A 16,442-nucleotide genomic window follows, 5' to 3' on the forward strand; every position below is an offset into this window, starting at 1 on the left:
ACCCCGCTACATCGGGGCCATTCTTGCATTTTGAAGGACGATCCTCATGACCGCGACCCGCACCGAGACCGACAGCTTTGGCCCTTTGGAGGTTCCAGCCGACAAATACTGGGGCGCGCAAACGCAACGCTCGATCATGAACTTCCCGATTGGCTGGGAAAAGCAGCCTGTCGCCATCGTCCGCGCGCTTGGAGTGATCAAGAAAGCCGCCGCCGCCGTAAACTTGGAATTCGGTGATCTGGACGCGGAACTTGCCCCCGCCATCCAGCAGGCCGCGCAAGAGGTGATCGACGGCAAGTTTGATGACAACTTCCCGCTGGTGGTTTGGCAGACGGGTTCCGGCACGCAAAGCAACATGAACTCGAACGAGGTGATTTCCAACCGCGCCATCGAGATCATGGGCGGCGAGATGGGCTCCAAAAAACCCGTTCACCCCAACGACCATTGCAACATGGGGCAGTCCTCCAACGACACCTTCCCGACCGCGATGCATGTCGCCATCGGCATGGTCGCCCGCGACACATTGCTGCCGGGCCTGCGCAAGCTGCACGCCGCTTTGGAAGCCAAGTCCGAAGAATTCAAAGACATCATCAAGATCGGCCGCACGCATACGCAGGACGCGACGCCTTTGACACTGGGTCAGGAATTTGGCGGCTACGCGCACCAGATGAAAAAGGGCATCGAGCGGGTCGAGATGTGCCTGCCCGACATCTACGAGCTGGCGCAAGGCGGCACCGCCGTGGGCACCGGCCTGAACACCCGCAAGGGCTTTGCAGAAAAGGTCGCGGCGGAAATCGCCTCCATCACTGGCCTGCCCTTCGTCACAGCACCCAACAAGTTCGAAGCCCTCGCCGCCCATGACGCCATGGTGATGTTCTCCGGCGCGCTGAAAACAGTCGCGGCGTCCATGTTCAAAATCGCCAACGACATGCGGCTTCTGGGCTCCGGCCCCCGCTCTGGTCTGGGCGAGCTGATCTTGCCCGAAAACGAGCCCGGCTCGTCGATCATGCCGGGCAAGGTGAACCCGACGCAGGCCGAGGCGCTGACCATGGTGTGTATCCACGTCATGGGCAACGATGCCGCTGTGGGCATGGCGGGCAGCCAAGGGCATTTCGAGCTCAACGTCTACAATCCGATGATGAGCTACAACGTCATCCAGTCCATGCAACTGCTGGGCGACGCGGCGGGCAGCTTCACCGACAACATGGTCGTCGGAACGCTGGCCAACAAGGAACGCATTGACAAGCTGATGAAAGAGTCGCTGATGCTGGTGACAGCGCTGGCCCCGACCATCGGCTATGACAACGCAACCAAGGTCGCCAAGACCGCCCATAAGAACGGCACGACCCTCAAGGAAGAGGCGATCGCCCTTGGCTTGGTAGACGAAGAAACCTTCGACCGCGTCGTGCGGCCTGAAGATATGATTGGACCGAAATGAAAGCTGGAAACCTGAGCAAGGCTCGCAAGGAACGCACCCGCGCCGACAAGCGGGCACAGGGTGATGCCAATGCGCTCAAATTCGGGCGCACCAAAGTGCAAAAGCAGGCTGACATGAAAGCGCAGCTTGCCGCGCGCACCAAGCTCGACGGACACAAGCTGGACGAATGAGCAGACCCAAGAAACGCTCTTTGACCTTGAAGGGGCACCGCACGTCGGTGTCCCTCGAAGACGAGTTCTGGGCGGAATTCCGACGCATCGCGGCGGAGACAGGCCAACCGATCAACGCGCTGGCCGCCAAGATCGACGCGGAGCGTGGCACGGATCTGGGTCTGGCCTCTGCCATCCGCTTGTTCATCCTGCGCGCGTTGATTGCGAGCCGTGAAACCTAGGTTTTGACTTTGCGCGGGCGTGCCCGCCAGCGCCCGAATGTGAACCACAGCGATGTCAAAACCATCGCCGCCCCGAGCAACGTAATCACCCACATCAGGATCGAAACGCCGAAATGCCGCTTGAACGGCAGGTCGATTGCGATGGACTGGCTGTCAGCCCGCCACAACACAGTGACTTTCTCGCCTCGGCGGAAATTGTAATGCGTGGAGCCGCGTTTGACGCTCATCTCCCGCGGCACGCCACCGGGATCGGTGAATTCAACGCGCGGCAGGAATGTCAGATAGGTGTCTGACGGCGACACACGGCGGCTCTGCATGTCGACGACCCTGCCCGACACCTGCTCTCCGTCGCGGGTTATGCTCCAGATCAGGCGGTCGATATTGCCCAAGAACAGCAAGACAAGGCCAATCCCGAACAAGATTGCAATCAGGCTCCAAGGCGCAGGCCCGCTTCCGGTGCTTTTACTCATTCTCTGCCCTTTTGCTGATCTTCAACCAAATCCCGTCTTTGGAGCGTACGGTCAAATGCGCCACAGGAACAGGGCTGCGTTCGGTGGTCTCGAACCGGAAGTGGCGCACCAGCATCGACAACAGCAACGGCCCCTCGACCATCGCGAACCCTGCGCCCGTACACACCCGTGGCCCGCTGGAGAACGGGATGAACGCCTCGCGCATACATTGCTTGCCGTTCTCGGTGGCCCAGCGTGCGGGGTCGAACCCGTCGGGGTTGTCCCAAAGTCGCTCGTGCCGGTGCAGGTGCCATGGCGAAATCACCACCTGCGCGCCCGTCTTGATAACGCGGTCGCGGAAGGTTTCGGGGCACGTTGTCTCACGCACCATCATCGGGACCGGAGGATAAAGCCGCAACGCCTCGCGGAACACATCGCGCGAGGCACGCAGCTTGGACATCACCTTGAAGTCGCAGCCCGCGTCCAAAGCCTTTGCCTCCGCGGCCAGCTTGTCCTGCCACTCTGGGAACAACGCCAAAAGGTAGAGTGTCCACGCAAGGGCCGAGGCGCTGGTCTCGTGACCCGCAAGAAAGAAGATCGCCACTTGGTCGACCATTTCCTCGATGGTGAAGGTGTCGCCGGTTTCGGGGTCGGCGGTGGTCATGATCTTGGTCGCCAGATCATCGGGGGCTGTGCCAGCCTCGATCTGCGCCATGCGTGCGCTGGTCAGCTGCGTGATCAGCGCGCGGATCGACTGCGCGGTTTCCTTGGTGCGTTTGCGAAACAGGCGCGGCATCCATTTGGGGCCTTTGATAAAGGCAGCGAGGTTCAGGATGGGCTGCGTGCGCTGGTAGTCGCGAAACTCGGAAAACACTGCTTGCGCGATCTCGTCTTCGATGGGGATGGAAAACAGCGTGCGGAAGATGACATCCGCTGCCGCGAAGCTGGTGGCTTCCTCGACCTCGTGCACGCCCTCGTCCAGCCGAGCGACCGCCGCCTGCCCTGCCTCCCACATGGCCGGAAACGTATCGCGCAGCCGCCCGCCTTCGAAAGCGGGGTCGATGATGCGGCGTTGCCGTTCCCATGTATCGCCGTTCGTCAGGAAGACCGAGTTACCGAGCAGCGGTCGCAGCCCCGCGCCGATGCGGTCGGACTTTGGGAACGCACGGGGGCGCTCGTTTAACACCGTCTTAACCAGTGATGGCTGGTTGATCAGGTAGCTGCGGAAGAACGGCGTTTTGAATTCGGCCATCCACGCGCGGTAAAGCTTGGCCGGTTGCGCCGACAGGATGTCCTGCCGGAACAGCCGCACATATTTCAGCAACGAAACCTTTTCGGGCCGCGCAGGGGGTTTTGGCGGGATCATGACATGGACGTGTAGCCGGACGCGGCCACATCTATGCGCGTCCACGATTGCGGACGGTCATGATAGCGATCATGCAAGGTCAAAGGGCCTGCGGTGATCTGGAAGTAATCGTAATCCTTGGGTCGGTCAAACGCGCAGAGATACTGGAAATGCAGCCGGAAGAAGCGCCAGCGCAATTCTGTCCACCGCTCTGGCGACAGGCTTTGGGTGAAGGCGGCGGAAAAAACCAGTGGCCATTTCTTGCCCTCAGGCTTCACGCCGGAGACCGACACCGGATCACATAGCGCAAACGCGCAGCCGTCGCCGGGGGCCGAGACATCCACCCATGTGAGCGCGTCGCTTGCGGCCAGAAAATGCAAATCCCCCCGCAGCCTGTCGGCTTTGGGCAGGAAAGACACCATCGGCACCACATGCCCGAGGCTCAGGAAAGCCAGCTTCGGGCCATTGTCCGGAACACCGCCTGCGCGGATCAGATCGGCCAGGATCGACACCGCCAGATGCGCGCCGGAGGAATGTCCGACGACCAGCACCTCGTCGACGTCATCTTGCAAGGCCATCGCAATGGCGACGCGGAACTCGGCCATACGCTCCTCTAGGGCGGGCGGGTTGGCCCCCATCCAGCGCGCCGAATAGGCGAAATCATGCATCAGGTAATAGGCGAAGAACTTGCCATCCTTGGCCTTGAACCAGCGCAAAATGAAGACCGTGACAGCGGCCCACAAAATCCAACGCAGAACCAGCCCGATGCCCACCACGACGAGCACAGCGGTTGCCACAAAATCGCGCGACAGACTGTTGAACCATGTGTCGAGGCCCGTCATCTCTGCCAGAGGGAACACCACGGCGGCGAGCGCCGCCGAGAGCCCCCACAGGGCCAGCCCTGACAGAATAGAGCCGGCCACAACCGCCAGCAGCAATTGCAGCAGCAACATGCCAATCGGGTAGAGCGCGGCGATGATCGGACCCTTGCGCAGGCGCATCAGCCGGAACAGTGCGCGGGTGGAAATATAGGTGAAGGCTGTGCGCAGCAATTGCAGGTAGGTTGCGGGGATGGAATTCGACATGGAACTGCGCACGATGTCGGACCAGACCAGCACCTCCACCTGCGCGTCGGTTTGCGCCCCGTCGATTTCGGTGGAGGCGTACCAACCGTAAGCGCCCTCGCCCGTCTTTGGTTTTAAATCAAGGGTATAGCCGCTGATCTTCGCCTGCTCCGCGCCTTCCTTGCGAAACAACTCGCGGTAGCGTCTGGGGTGAATCGGATCATAACCGGGGATGTAGAACACCCGCCGTTTGCGCACGCTTTGCGCACCTGTTTGATCTGCCACCTCGTCCATGGCCGCAGGTTAGCCCGCGTTTCTGGCAAAAGTAAGAACAGCTTACGTGGACAAGAGCCTGCGTGTCGCCTAGATCACGGTTATGGAACATGACGCCGAACTCGATGCTTTGGGGCTGCTTTGCCCCCTGCCCGTTTTAAAGGCCCGCAAGCGGTTGCAGGCCTTGTCTTCCGGGCAGGTTTTGCGCGTTCTGGCGGACGATCCGGCGGCCCTGATCGACATGCCGCATTTTTGCGCGGAAGCAGGGCATGTGCTTGTGTCGATGACCGAGGACGGCGCGCATCACATCTACCTTTTGCGCAAAGGCTAGCCGTCCCTTCGGGGAGAATATTTTTGCCAAGATGAAACGCTATTGCGCGGCCATGGACGGCTCCGCCTTGTCGAGGACGGCGCGCAGTTCTTCGCGGCGCTTGGCGGCTTTTGCCTCATTGGCCTCTTTCACCGGACCGAAGCCGCGGATTTGCAGCGGAAGCTCCGCTAAAGCGATGGCGGCGTCACGGTTTGTCGCGGCACGGATTTTGGGCAGATCAGCCTCGTATTGGGCGATGAGGGCACGCTCCATCTTGCGCTCCGCGCTGTAGCCGAAGGGATCGAACGGCGTGCCGCGCAGGGATTTGAGTTTGGCCAGCAGCTTGAAGCCACGCGCCATCCATGCGCCGTATTCCTTCTTCAGCGGACGGCCATTTGGGCCCATCTTGGAGAAGATCGGCGGGGCCAGATGGTAGGTCAGTTTCAAGTCGCCATCGAAGGCGTCGCGGGCCTTGGCTTCGGTGTCGAGATGCAGACGCGCGACTTCGTATTCGTCCTTATAGGCCAGCAGCTTATGGTAGCCCTTGGCCACGGCCTCTTTCAGCGCCGGATCGTCGATCTGCGCCAGCGCCTTTTGGTAGCGTTTGGCAAGCCTGTTGGATTGGTAAGCCTTCAGATGGTCACTGCGGAAGGCGATTTTGTCATCCAGCGACTTGGGCAGGTTGACCACCTTGTCGGTGATATAGCCCGCTGCTTGTTCTGGGTGTTCTGCGGCCCAGCGGCCTAGGGCAAAGGCACGCTTGTTGCGCTCAGGCGCGGCGCCGTTCAGATCAATCGCCTGCATCAACGCATCATGGCTGATCGGCAGCAAACCCTTTTGCCATGCAGCGCCGAAGATCATCATGTTGGAATAGATGCTGTCACCCATCAACACGCGGGCAAGTTCCGACGCGTCGAAGAACTGAACGCGGTCTTGCAGGCGGGCCTCCAGCGACAATTCAAGCCGATCGGAGGGGATTTTGAACTCAGTGTCGCGGGTGAAGTCGCCGGTGACGATCTCGTGGTTATTCACCACGGCTCCGGTGCGGTTGGTAGTCATCAGGCCAAGCGTTTTGGCCCCTGCAGTGACCACCAGATCACCGCCAATCACGGCGTCAGCTTCGCCTGTCGCCACGCGGATGGCGCTGATATCGTCAGGGCTGTTGGCAAGGCGGCAATGGATGTGAACAGCACCGCCTTTCTGGGCCAGCCCCGCCATTTCCATCATGCCCGCGCCCTTGCCGTCGATATGCGCGGCCATGGCCAGCACAGCACCAATGGTGACAACGCCGGTGCCGCCGACGCCGGTGATGACGACGTTATGGGTGCCGTTGATCTGCGGGAGGTTCGGCTTCGGCAAATCAGGGATTTCGACTTTGGCAGTCGCCTGTTTTTTCACCTGTGCACCTTCGATGGTCACGAAGGACGGGCAGAAGCCGTTGACGCAGGAGAAATCCTTGTTACACGACGACTGGTCGATGGCGCGCTTGCGGCCCAATTCGGTCTCGGCGGGAACGATGGAGACACAGTTGGATTGCACCCCGCAATCGCCGCAACCTTCGCAGACATCGGTGTTGATGAACACGCGCTTGTCGGGGTCAGGAAACAGGCCGCGCTTGCGGCGGCGGCGCTTCTCGGCGGCGCAGGTTTGGATATAAACAATGGCCGACACGCCTTTGACCTTGCTCAGTTTTTCCTGAACCAACGGAAGCTCCGCACGTTCGTGGCGCTCCAGATCTGACGGGAATTGCGAGAAGTCGACATCTTCCTTGTCGTCGTAAACCATAACGACGTCCTTGATGCCCATTGCCTTCAGTTCCGCGACGATGCGCGGCGCGTCCAGCCCGCCCTCGTTGCCCTGACCGCCAGTCATCGCAACGGCATCGTTGAACAGCACTTTGTACGTGATGTTCGTCTCTGCCGCGACGGCGGCGCGGATCGCTTGAATGCCGGAGTGGTTATAGGTCCCGTCGCCAAGGTTCTGGAACACGTGGTCGCGGGTGCTGAACGGCGCCTCACCGATCCAGTTCGCGCCCTCACCGCCCATCTGGGTGAAGCCGACGGTGCTGCGGTCCATCCATTGCACCATGTAGTGGCAACCGATCCCCGCATAGGCGCGGGAGCCTTCCGGCACCTTGGTCGAGGAGTTATGCGGGCAGCCGGAGCAGAAATACGGCAAGCGTGCCGCGATATCCTGCGCGTTGTCGGAGCGTTTGGCCTCCGCCAGCTTGGCAAGCCCTGCTTCGATGCGGTCGGTGCGGCGGCCTTCCTCGATCAGGATGCCGCCAAGTTTCTCTGCAATATCAATCGGGTCGAGTGCGGCGCGGGTCGGGAACAGCTCCAGCCTGCGGCCATGCTCCCACGTGTCGCCCTTATGCCAACCATAGACGCGCTGGTGGTAGTGGTCGTCGAACAGCGCCTCTTTGACCTGCACCTCGATCAGCTTGCGCTTTTCCTCGACGACGATCACCAGATCAAGGTCCTTGGCGAAGTCGTGGAAGCTGTCCATGTCCAGCGGCCAGACCTGTCCGACCTTGTAGGTGGTCAGCCCCAAACGCTCCGCCTCGGCGGCGTCGATGCCCAGCAGTGACAGCGCATGTTGCAAGTCCAGCCAGTTCTTGCCAGCGGCGACGAAGCCGATCTTCGCGCCGGGCTTTCCCCATACGCGTTTGTCAATTTTGTTAGCCTTCGCAAAGGCTTCTGCGGCGAACCTACGGTGATCAATCACCCGCGCTTCTTGCAATTGAGGGGTATCCACAAGGCGGATGTTCAACCCGCCTTCGGGCATGTCGAACTCGGGCGTGACGAATTGCATCCGGTCAGGGCTGCCATCAACGACCGAGGTGACCTCGATCGTGTCTTTCATCGTCTTGAGGCCGACCCAGAGGCCGGAGAACCGTGACAAGGCCCAGCCATACATGCCGTAATCTAGAATTTCCTGTACGCCTGCGGGCGACAGGACCGGCATGTAAGCGTCTACCATGGCCCAGTCGGATTGGTGCAATGTCGTCGAGGATTCGCCCGTATGGTCGTCCCCCATTGCCATCAGCACGCCACCATGGGGCGAAGTGCCTGCCATGTTCGCGTGCCGCATCACGTCGCCGGAGCGATCCACACCAGGGCCTTTGCCGTACCACAGGCCGAAGACGCCGTCATAACGCCCCTCGCCCCGTAACTCCGCCTGTTGGGCGCCCCAGATCGCGGTCGCCGCAAGGTCTTCGTTCAAGCCCAGCTGGAATTTGATATCGGCAGGCGCCAACACTTTCTCGGCCTTGGCCATCTGCAAATCGACCGCGCCCAAAGGCGAGCCGCGATAGCCCGTGACCAATCCAGCGGTGTTCAGCCCTGCGGCCTTGTCGCGGGCCTTTTGCATCAAAACAAGGCGGACCAGCGCCTGTGTGCCGTTCAGAAGCACTGGTGACTTGCTCAGATCGAACCGGTCGTTCAGAGAAATTGATTGATCGCCCATGCCGCGCCTCCCAGTGCTCAGGTTACCGCTATTATAGGTCACAAAAGCTGACCTACCAAGCGGTTTTTACAAATCAAGCCTTTTCGGGTCCCCCTTCGAAAGGTTACATGTCTGCAACTTAAAGTATTTTAGTAAGAAAGTGGGTCCTTTATGGATTGGGACAAGTTGCGAATTTTTCATGCGGTGGCCGATGCGGGCAGCTTAACACATGCCGGTGATACCCTGCATCTGTCGCAATCCGCCGTGTCGCGGCAAGTGCGCGCGCTTGAAGAATCCCTCAACACCACCCTGTTCCACCGCCATGCCCGCGGCCTGATTCTGACCGAACAGGGCGAGCTGCTGTTCGACGCGACCCGCGCCATGACCAAGCGTCTTGACGCGGCCTCGGCCCGTATTCGCGACAGCGAGGAAGAGGTATTCGGCGAGTTGCGGATCACCACAACAATCGGTTTCGGATCTCTCTGGCTCGCGCCCCGCCTATCGCGGCTGTACGACAAATACCCCGACCTCAATATCAATTTGATGCTGGACGAGAGGGTCCTTGACCTGCCCATGCGCGAGGCCGATGTGGCGATCCGTATGAAAGAGCCCTCGCAGGCTGATCTTGTCCGCAAACGGCTGATGTCGGTGCGGATGCGGCTTTACGCATCGCGTGAATACCTGACCACTCAAGACATCCCTGAGACCATGGAAGATTTGCAAGAACATCGCCTGATTTGTCAGAACGTCAATTCGGAGCAAGTGTCCGCGGGTGCCACACTGGTGCGAGAATTGATGAGTTATGACCTGCCGAACGTGTTGACAGTGAACAACTATTTTGGATGTTTGCAGGCTGTGCGAAATGGCTTGGGCATTGGCGTATTGCCCGATTACGTCGCAATCGACGATGCGGAACTGGTGCGTGTGCTGCCGGAAGTCGAATCGAACGCTGTTCCTGTATTTCTGGCGTTTCCCGAAGAGTTGCGGCAGTCCAAGCGGATATCGGCCTTCCGTGACTTTGTTCTGGAGCAGATCGGCGAGCAAAAGAAACGCGCGCAAATGGTTGATAACGAGTGATTTAGAGCTTGATATGCGCTGGACGCATAGCGGATATGCTTTAAAAACTGCCTATTTTTCTTGAACCGAACAGTTCGGATGCCTAGTTCTTGGTCATGGGAAACACCTAGTGTCTCCCACCTCCCTGTTGGACTTCGGCCGAGCTTTATGCTCGGCCTTTTTTTTGACAACAGGTTCGATAATCAGGCGAGAAACGATGACAACAAAAGCAAACATAATTTTTCGCTTGTTTTTGGACGCTCTCTTGGTGGGATTCAGCTTTCCCCTCGTGAAGAGTCTCAGTCAGGCGATTGAAGACGATTTAACTCGATTTGAGTCAATTGCCCCGATCGCGCTGTTCAGCGCTGGTGTGAATTTGTTGATTTTGGATGTCTTCACGTCGCTGGAAGAAAAGTCGACGCTGTTTCAACAAGGAAAAAGAGAGCCGTTATCCATATTCTTCATGGTTTTAACTGTTTTGGCGATCTACTGGCTTTGGCTCAACTAGTCTGCGGAAAGCTAAAACACCAGAACTGAAGACAAGTTCCAAATGTCTCTACGACCCCTGGCAGATCCTCGACGAGTATCTGAAAATTGAGTTTTCTTGAAAGTCTGTCCGTCGGCGCAGTCAAGAAAACGCCATCCCCCCTTCCCCCTGCGGCCCCTGTGCAATATGAGGTCCGCAAGCAGAAATGATCTGGGGAATTCACGGCATGCAGGAACCACACATCACTGATGATCTGATCGCGGCGCACGGGCTTTCGCCTGACGAATACCAGCGGATCCTTGAGATCATCGACCGTGAGCCGACCTTCACGGAACTCGGCATCTTCTCGGCCATGTGGAACGAGCATTGCTCCTACAAATCCTCCAAGAAATGGCTGCGCACGCTGCCCACCGAAGGACCGCAAGTGATCTGCGGTCCGGGCGAAAACGCGGGCATCGTCGATATCGGCGACGGTCAATGCGTGGTCTTCAAGATGGAGAGCCACAACCACCCCTCCTATATCGAGCCATACCAAGGGGCTGCGACCGGCGTCGGCGGCATTCTTAGGGATGTGTTCACCATGGGTGCGCGCCCGATTGCGGCGATGAACTCGCTGTCCTTTGGCGCGCCGGACCACCACAAGACCAAGCAACTGGTCAATGGCGTGGTTGCAGGCGTCGGCGGCTATGGCAACTGCTTTGGCGTGCCGACCGTGGGCGGCGAAGTTCGCTTCCACCCCGCCTATAACGGCAACTGCCTTGTGAATGCCTTTGCGGCTGGCATCGCGGATACCGACAAGATTTTCTACTCCGCCGCGTCCGGCGTCGGCATGCCCGTTGTCTATCTGGGTGCCAAAACCGGCCGTGACGGAGTCGGCGGCGCGACCATGGCCTCCGCCGAGTTCGACGACACCATCGAAGACAAACGCCCCACCGTGCAGGTTGGCGACCCGTTCACCGAGAAACGCCTGATGGAAGCGACGCTGGAATTGATGGCGACCGGTGCCGTTATTTCCATTCAGGATATGGGGGCCGCTGGTCTCACTTGCTCCGCCGTGGAGATGGGCGACAAAGGTGGCTTGGGCGTCAAACTGTTCCTCGAAAAAGTTCCGCAGCGCGAAGAGAACATGAGCGCCTATGAAATGATGCTCTCCGAGTCTCAGGAACGTATGTTGATGGTGCTGAAGCCGGAACTTGAGGCCGAGGCCCGCGCGGTGTTCGAGAAATGGGACCTCGATTTCGCCATCGTCGGCGAGACCATCGACGAGGATCGCTTCCTTATCCTGCACAACAACGAGGTCAAAGCCGATCTGCCGCTGAAGACCCTGTCCGGCTCTGCCCCCGAATATGACCGCCCTTGGGTGGAAACCCCCGCCGCGGCCCCGCTGGAGGATATCCCACAGGTCGATGCCATCGACGCGCTGCGCATACTTCTGTCCAGCCCGAACTATGCCCGCAAGCAATGGGTGTGGGAGCAGTATGACAGTCAGGTCATGGCCGACACCATCAACGCGCCGGGTGCAGGCGCTGGCATCGTGCGGGTGCATGGCACCGACAAAGCGATTGCGTTTACCTCCGACGTGACCCCGCGCTACGTCAAGGCGAACCCTGTCGAGGGCGGCAAGCAGGCGGTGGCGGAAGCCTACCGCAACCTGACCGCCGTAGGGGCTGTGCCACTGGCGACCACCGACAACATGAACTTCGGCAACCCCGAAAAGCCCGAGATCATGGGGCAATTCGTGGGTTCTATCAAAGGCATAGGGCTTGCTGTTAAAGCGCTGGATATGCCCATCGTATCGGGCAACGTGTCACTCTATAACGAGACCGACGGCACCGGCATCCTGCCCACGCCCACCATCGGCGCGGTGGGCCTTATCAAGCATCTGGACGACATCATCGCCGGCACCGTGCGCGAGGGTCATGTCTTGTTGATGGTTGGCGACGCGGAAGGCCATTTGGGCCAATCCGCCCTGCTCGCCGAAGTGTTCAATCGCGAGGACGGCGACGCGCCGCATGTCGATCTGGACGCCGAAAAACGCAATGGCGACTTCATCCGTGCGCAACGCGAGTGGATTGACGTCTGTACCGATGTGTCCGATGGCGGCGTGGCCTTGGCTGCGTTCGAAATGGCCGACGCCGCTGGCGTGGGCGTGATGCTGGACGATGACAACACGCAGGTGGCGTTCGGCGAGGATCAGGCCCGCTATTTGATCGGGTGCTCTTTCGACAAGGCCGAGGCCTTGATGATCGCTGCCGGACAGGCTGGCGTCACGCTCACCACCATCGGCAAGTTCGGCGGCGATGCGGTTACAATCGGAGCGTCCTCTGCCCCGTTGGCCGAGCTGTCCGAAACCTACCACACAAGCTTTGAGGCCGCCGTCGCGTGAACGTGGGTTGTCACCCAACCTTCGGCTGCCTACTTTCCTATTAACGACGATCCCCTGACAGGAGCCTTAAGCCCATGCAACCCAATGACATCGAGGACTTGATCCGCGTGAGCTTCCCCAACGCGCATATTGAAGTACAAGGCGACGACGGCGCGCATTTCTCGGCGCTTGTGGTGGATGAAAGTTTCAAAGGCCAAAACCGTGTGCAGCAACAACGTGCGGTAATGGCAGCTGTGAAAGACAAAGTGGACAGCGGCGAATTGCACGCGCTGGCCCTGACAACGAAAGCACCGGAGTAAGACATGACTGACGCAAACGCACAAATCAAAGACACCGTGACCAGCAACGACGTGGTGCTGTTCATGAAAGGCACCTCAGAGATGCCGCAATGCGGCTTCTCGTCCAAAGTGGCGGGTGTACTGAACTACATGGGCGTCCAGTACAAAGACGTGAATGTGCTGGCGGATGACGCCATCCGGAACGGCATTAAGGAATTCTCGGATTGGCCAACGATCCCGCAGCTTTACGTCAAAGGCGAGTTCGTCGGTGGCTGCGATATCATCACCGAGATGACCCTGTCGGGCGAGCTGGATACCCTGCTGGAGCAAAACGGTGTAAGCTTCGACAAAGACGCGGCCAACAAAATCCGCGAACACAACACCTGAAAGGGCCTGAGCCATGAGCGATGAAATTGAAGACTACCTGAATGATGTCTTCTCCAAGCATCGCGTGGTCTTGTTCATGAATGGCACGGTCGAAGCGCCGGCGGACGCGGAATCGATGGCGGCTCGGAATCTGCTTTCGTCGATTAAGATCGCGTTCCATCCCGTCGACGTCAGCCGCGACCCACGCCTGTTGCCTGCCGTGCAAAAGCGGTCGGAATGGGAGCAACTGGCGCAGCTGTTCATCGACGGGCAGTTCATCTGCGACAGCTTCAATATGGGGACATTTCTGAAATCCAAGGATCTTGATAAAATCCTTAAATCCAAGAAGGTCCCGTTCGACGAGGCCGCTGCCGATCAGTTTCGAGAGATGAATTCCTAAATCGATCTACGCCCACAAAAAAGCCCGGCTGAAGCATCGCTTCGCCGGGCTTTGTTATTCTTTCCGAGTGACTTAGAGCAAGCTCTTCACCTTATCAACGACACCTTGTGCAGTGATGCCGAAATGCGCGTAAAGCTCGTCAGCCGGTGCAGAAGCCCCGAAGCTGTCCATGCCGACGAAGCCCGCTTTGCCGGTTTTACCGCGCTCGCCCAGTAGCCATTTGTCCCAGCCGAAGCCGATAGCGGCCTCGACCGCGACACGCACCGGACCGGCGGGCAGCACCTTGCGGCGGTACTTCTCGTCCTGCGCCTCGAACAGCTCCCAGCAGGGCATGGACACGACGCGGGTGCCAATACCTTCAGCCTCCAGCAACTCACGCGCGGCCAAGGCGATTTCCACCTCGGAGCCGGTCGCCATGATGATCGCCTGACGTTTGCTCTCGGCCTCGGCCAAGACATAGGCGCCCATCGCTGTCTGGTTTTTCAACGTGTGATCAGTCCGCACGGTGGGCAGGTTTTGACGTGACAGCGCCAGAACCGATGGCGTCGATTTGGATGTTAGCGCCAGCTCCCACGCCTCGGCCGTTTCCACCGCATCCGCAGGGCGGAAGACATTGGTGTTTGGCGTGGCGCGCAGCATGGCGAGGTGCTCTACTGGCTGGTGGGTCGGGCCATCTTCGCCAAGACCGATGCTGTCATGGGTCATCACATAGGTGACCGGAATTCCCATCAAAGCGGACAGACGCATTGCACCACGCGCATAGTCGGTGAAACACATGAATGTCCCACCGTAAGGCTTTGTTCCGCCATGCAAAGCCATGCCGTTCATCGCAGCGGCCATACCGTGTTCGCGGATGCCGTAATACATGTAGCGGCCTTTGCGGTTCTCCGGAGAGAACACGCCCATATCCGTTGTCAGCGTGTTGTTGGACCCTGTCAGGTCGGCAGAGCCGCCGAAGGTTTCCTGCATGATCGGGTTGATCACTTCCAACGCCATCTCAGACGCTTTGCGGGTGGCCACTTTTGGCTGGGTGTCGCTGATCTGCTTTTTCAGCGCCTTTATGGTGGCCGACAGCTTTTTCGGAGCCTCCCCTGCATAGCAGCGGGCGAACTCTTTCTGCTTGGAGCCGGAGACCTCGCCAAGGCGGGTTTCCCATGACTTGCGGTCTTCCGCCCCGCGTTTGCCAATCTTTTCCCACTGGGATTTAACGTCATCAGGAATTTCAAACGGGCCGTAGCTCCAGCCATAGGCCTCCTTGGTGTCGCGGATCAGCTCCTCCGAGGTCAGCGCGCCGTGACCTTTGGAGGTGTCCTGCGCTGATGAGCCGAGCGCGATATGCGTTTTGCACGCGATCATCGACGGCTTTTTGGTCTTCTTGGCCTTCTCGATGGCCGCATCGATCTGCTCGGGGTCGTGGCCGTCGATTTCCTGCACATGCCAGCCGGACGCCTTGAAGCGCATGACCTGATCGGTGCGGTCTGACAGATCGACTTTGCCGTCGATGGTGATGTTGTTGTTGTCCCAGAACACAACAAGGCGACCCAACTCGTGGCGACCTGCAAGGCTGATGGCCTCCTGGCTGACGCCTTCCATCAGGCAGCCGTCGCCGGCGACGCAGTAGGTATAGTGGTCAACGATCTTCTTGCCGAACCGTGCGCGCTGGTTTTCCTCGGCCAGTGCGAAGCCGACAGAGTTGGCGATGCCTTGCCCCAACGGGCCGGTTGTTGTCTCGACGCCCTTGGCGTGACCGTATTCGGGGTGGCCCGCAGTAATTGCGCCCAATTGGCGGAAGTTCTTGATCTGCTCCAGCGTCATGTCGGAATATCCGGTGAGGTGCAGCAGCGAATAGATCAGCATGGAGCCGTGGCCCGCAGACAGGATGAAACGGTCGCGATCCGGCCATTCGGGCGCGGAGGCGTCAAACTTCAAATGCTTCTCGAACAGGACCGTCGCCACGTCAGCCATGCCCATAGGCATGCCGGAGTGGCCGGAATTTGCCGCCGCAACGGCGTCCAGTGTCAGCGTGCGGATGGCGGCTGCGCGCATCCAATGTTCGGGGTGGGCTTTGCGCAGGGCTGCAATATCCAAGGCTCTGATCCTTATTAGGCGGTGCGTATCGACCGCGGTGATACCAGCGTTGGCGCGAAGTTCAAGCCGTGGCAGACGCCCTGTGACCGCGATCACAGCTTAAAGGGGAGGCATTCGGCGCAATCTATGGTTAAAATCAAGCCTGTGAGGCACGGAGTTGATTCGTGACGGGAAACCCCGTCTTTGGATCCTCCAACGAGACGAGGGATATACATGACTGACGTCACCGAGCTGGAGCAGCGCATTATCACTGCGTTGGACAGAATTGAGTACAGCGCCGACCAGATTGCCAGCGCACCAGCGGCCCCGGATGCCGATATGGTGGAAGAGCTTGAAATCGAGCGGGACACGAACGCGCGACTGGTCGAGTCCGGCCAGCAGAACCTTGCCCGCATCGAGCGTCTGGAGACCCGTGTGGCCCGCCTGACCGACAGGCTGGAATTCATGGACGGCGAAAACAAGCGCCTGCAAGCCGTCATGGGGGCTTTGCGTGAGACCAACAAGCAACTGCGTGGCGCAAATGCGGAACACCAAGGCGCGGATGCCGCCATCAACACAGCGCTTGAGACCGAAAACGAGGCGCTCCACGCCGCCCGCACTGCCGATCTGGCGGAACTTGATGACATTCTGAGCGAAATCGCACCACTGGTTAAGGAGGGATAAG

16 protein-coding genes are annotated in these 16,442 nt (G+C 59.4%); 11 read left to right on the forward strand and 5 right to left on the reverse strand.

Annotated features, from left to right (window positions below):
- The first annotated feature begins 46 nt into the window (after positions 1 to 46).
- Genes fumC through BUB72_RS00705 form a run of 3 tightly spaced genes read left to right on the forward strand, consistent with a single transcriptional unit; the run spans position 47 to position 1,829 of the window.
- Entirely contained in the window at positions 47 to 1,438 is a 1,392-nt protein-coding gene (gene fumC, locus BUB72_RS00695; protein ID WP_073138937.1) for a class II fumarate hydratase, read from the forward strand.
- Complete coding sequence (locus tag BUB72_RS00700) at positions 1,435 to 1,608, forward strand: DUF4169 family protein (protein ID WP_073138940.1); 174 nt, start codon at positions 1,435 to 1,437, stop codon at positions 1,606 to 1,608. The genes fumC and BUB72_RS00700 overlap by 4 nt, the downstream gene beginning before the upstream one ends.
- On the forward strand, positions 1,605 to 1,829 hold the full coding sequence (locus tag BUB72_RS00705) for a ribbon-helix-helix domain-containing protein (protein WP_073138943.1): 225 nt from the start codon (positions 1,605 to 1,607) through the stop codon (positions 1,827 to 1,829). The genes BUB72_RS00700 and BUB72_RS00705 overlap by 4 nt, the downstream gene beginning before the upstream one ends.
- Here the strand turns inward: BUB72_RS00705 and BUB72_RS00710 are convergent.
- Genes BUB72_RS00710 through BUB72_RS00720 form a run of 3 tightly spaced genes read right to left on the reverse strand, consistent with a single transcriptional unit; the run spans position 1,826 to position 4,981 of the window.
- Entirely contained in the window at positions 1,826 to 2,299 is a 474-nt protein-coding gene (locus tag BUB72_RS00710) for a DUF3592 domain-containing protein (RefSeq protein ID WP_073138947.1), read from the reverse strand. The genes BUB72_RS00705 and BUB72_RS00710 overlap by 4 nt on opposite strands.
- Complete coding sequence (locus BUB72_RS00715; RefSeq protein WP_073138951.1) at positions 2,292 to 3,644, reverse strand: cytochrome P450; 1,353 nt, start codon at positions 3,642 to 3,644, stop codon at positions 2,292 to 2,294. The genes BUB72_RS00710 and BUB72_RS00715 overlap by 8 nt, the downstream gene beginning before the upstream one ends.
- The gene (locus BUB72_RS00720; protein WP_073138954.1) at positions 3,641 to 4,981 is read right to left on the reverse strand and encodes a hypothetical protein; all 1,341 of its coding nucleotides are present in this window, start codon (positions 4,979 to 4,981) and stop codon (positions 3,641 to 3,643) included. The genes BUB72_RS00715 and BUB72_RS00720 overlap by 4 nt, the downstream gene beginning before the upstream one ends.
- Positions 4,982 to 5,063: 82 nt before the next feature.
- On the opposite strand from BUB72_RS00720, the gene BUB72_RS00725 reads away from it, so the two are divergent.
- Positions 5,064 to 5,291 (forward strand): sulfurtransferase TusA family protein, encoded by a 228-nt coding sequence (locus BUB72_RS00725; RefSeq protein WP_073138957.1) that lies wholly within the window; start codon positions 5,064 to 5,066, stop codon positions 5,289 to 5,291.
- A gap of 39 nt (positions 5,292 to 5,330) precedes the next feature.
- Here BUB72_RS00725 and BUB72_RS00730 read toward each other — a convergent pair whose 3' ends face one another.
- On the reverse strand, positions 5,331 to 8,738 hold the full coding sequence (locus BUB72_RS00730) for an indolepyruvate ferredoxin oxidoreductase family protein (protein ID WP_073138960.1): 3,408 nt from the start codon (positions 8,736 to 8,738) through the stop codon (positions 5,331 to 5,333).
- A 150-nt stretch (positions 8,739 to 8,888) separates the two neighbouring features.
- Between BUB72_RS00730 and BUB72_RS00735 the strand changes: the two genes are divergently transcribed.
- The 6 genes from BUB72_RS00735 to BUB72_RS00760 all read left to right on the forward strand — a co-directional run bounded on the left by BUB72_RS00735 (position 8,889) and on the right by BUB72_RS00760 (position 13,690).
- The gene (locus BUB72_RS00735; protein ID WP_073138964.1) at positions 8,889 to 9,794 is read left to right on the forward strand and encodes a LysR family transcriptional regulator; all 906 of its coding nucleotides are present in this window, start codon (positions 8,889 to 8,891) and stop codon (positions 9,792 to 9,794) included.
- A gap of 196 nt (positions 9,795 to 9,990) precedes the next feature.
- The gene (locus BUB72_RS00740) at positions 9,991 to 10,281 is read left to right on the forward strand and encodes a hypothetical protein (protein ID WP_073138967.1); all 291 of its coding nucleotides are present in this window, start codon (positions 9,991 to 9,993) and stop codon (positions 10,279 to 10,281) included.
- Positions 10,282 to 10,486: 205 nt separating this feature from the next.
- A complete protein-coding gene (purL, locus tag BUB72_RS00745) occupies positions 10,487 to 12,646 on the forward strand; it encodes a phosphoribosylformylglycinamidine synthase subunit PurL (protein WP_073140420.1) in 2,160 nt (719 codons plus the stop codon).
- Between the two features lie 74 nt (positions 12,647 to 12,720).
- The gene (locus tag BUB72_RS00750) at positions 12,721 to 12,945 is read left to right on the forward strand and encodes a BolA family protein (protein ID WP_073138971.1); all 225 of its coding nucleotides are present in this window, start codon (positions 12,721 to 12,723) and stop codon (positions 12,943 to 12,945) included.
- A 3-nt stretch (positions 12,946 to 12,948) separates the two neighbouring features.
- Positions 12,949 to 13,311 carry a Grx4 family monothiol glutaredoxin gene (gene grxD, locus BUB72_RS00755; RefSeq protein ID WP_073138975.1) on the forward strand — a complete coding sequence of 121 codons (363 nt, stop codon included), beginning with the start codon at positions 12,949 to 12,951 and terminating at the stop codon, positions 13,309 to 13,311.
- A 13-nt stretch (positions 13,312 to 13,324) separates the two neighbouring features.
- On the forward strand, positions 13,325 to 13,690 hold the full coding sequence (locus BUB72_RS00760) for a glutaredoxin domain-containing protein (protein ID WP_073138978.1): 366 nt from the start codon (positions 13,325 to 13,327) through the stop codon (positions 13,688 to 13,690).
- Between the two features lie 72 nt (positions 13,691 to 13,762).
- Here BUB72_RS00760 and tkt read toward each other — a convergent pair whose 3' ends face one another.
- On the reverse strand, positions 13,763 to 15,778 hold the full coding sequence (tkt, locus tag BUB72_RS00765; protein ID WP_073138982.1) for a transketolase: 2,016 nt from the start codon (positions 15,776 to 15,778) through the stop codon (positions 13,763 to 13,765).
- Positions 15,779 to 15,991: 213 nt separating this feature from the next.
- Here tkt and BUB72_RS00770 point away from each other — a divergent pair, with 213 nt between their 5' ends.
- Entirely contained in the window at positions 15,992 to 16,441 is a 450-nt protein-coding gene (locus BUB72_RS00770; protein WP_073138985.1) for a hypothetical protein, read from the forward strand.
- Position 16,442 lies beyond the last annotated feature (1 nt).

Origin of the sequence: Litoreibacter ascidiaceicola (assembly GCF_900129235.1) — a bacterium.
Taxonomy (GTDB): Bacteria; Pseudomonadota; Alphaproteobacteria; order Rhodobacterales; family Rhodobacteraceae; genus Litoreibacter; species Litoreibacter ascidiaceicola.

Bases quoted from the DNA above. Each gene is read 5' to 3' on its own strand.
- fumC (WP_073138937.1), top strand. From the start codon at position 47: ATGACCGCGACCCGCACCGAGACCGACAGCTTTGGCCCTTTGGAGGTT.
- BUB72_RS00700 (WP_073138940.1), top strand. From the start codon at position 1,435: ATGAAAGCTGGAAACCTGAGCAAGGCTCGCAAGGAACGCACCCGCGCC.
- BUB72_RS00705 (WP_073138943.1), top strand. From the start codon at position 1,605: ATGAGCAGACCCAAGAAACGCTCTTTGACCTTGAAGGGGCACCGCACG.
- BUB72_RS00710 (WP_073138947.1), bottom strand. From the start codon at position 2,299: ATGAGTAAAAGCACCGGAAGCGGGCCTGCGCCTTGGAGCCTGATTGCA.
- BUB72_RS00715 (WP_073138951.1), bottom strand. From the start codon at position 3,644: ATGATCCCGCCAAAACCCCCTGCGCGGCCCGAAAAGGTTTCGTTGCTG.
- BUB72_RS00720 (WP_073138954.1), bottom strand. From the start codon at position 4,981: ATGGACGAGGTGGCAGATCAAACAGGTGCGCAAAGCGTGCGCAAACGG.
- BUB72_RS00725 (WP_073138957.1), top strand. From the start codon at position 5,064: ATGGAACATGACGCCGAACTCGATGCTTTGGGGCTGCTTTGCCCCCTG.
- BUB72_RS00730 (WP_073138960.1), bottom strand. From the start codon at position 8,738: ATGGGCGATCAATCAATTTCTCTGAACGACCGGTTCGATCTGAGCAAG.
- BUB72_RS00735 (WP_073138964.1), top strand. From the start codon at position 8,889: ATGGATTGGGACAAGTTGCGAATTTTTCATGCGGTGGCCGATGCGGGC.
- BUB72_RS00740 (WP_073138967.1), top strand. From the start codon at position 9,991: ATGACAACAAAAGCAAACATAATTTTTCGCTTGTTTTTGGACGCTCTC.
- purL (WP_073140420.1), top strand. From the start codon at position 10,487: ATGCAGGAACCACACATCACTGATGATCTGATCGCGGCGCACGGGCTT.
- BUB72_RS00750 (WP_073138971.1), top strand. From the start codon at position 12,721: ATGCAACCCAATGACATCGAGGACTTGATCCGCGTGAGCTTCCCCAAC.
- grxD (WP_073138975.1), top strand. From the start codon at position 12,949: ATGACTGACGCAAACGCACAAATCAAAGACACCGTGACCAGCAACGAC.
- BUB72_RS00760 (WP_073138978.1), top strand. From the start codon at position 13,325: ATGAGCGATGAAATTGAAGACTACCTGAATGATGTCTTCTCCAAGCAT.
- BUB72_RS00770 (WP_073138985.1), top strand. From the start codon at position 15,992: ATGACTGACGTCACCGAGCTGGAGCAGCGCATTATCACTGCGTTGGAC.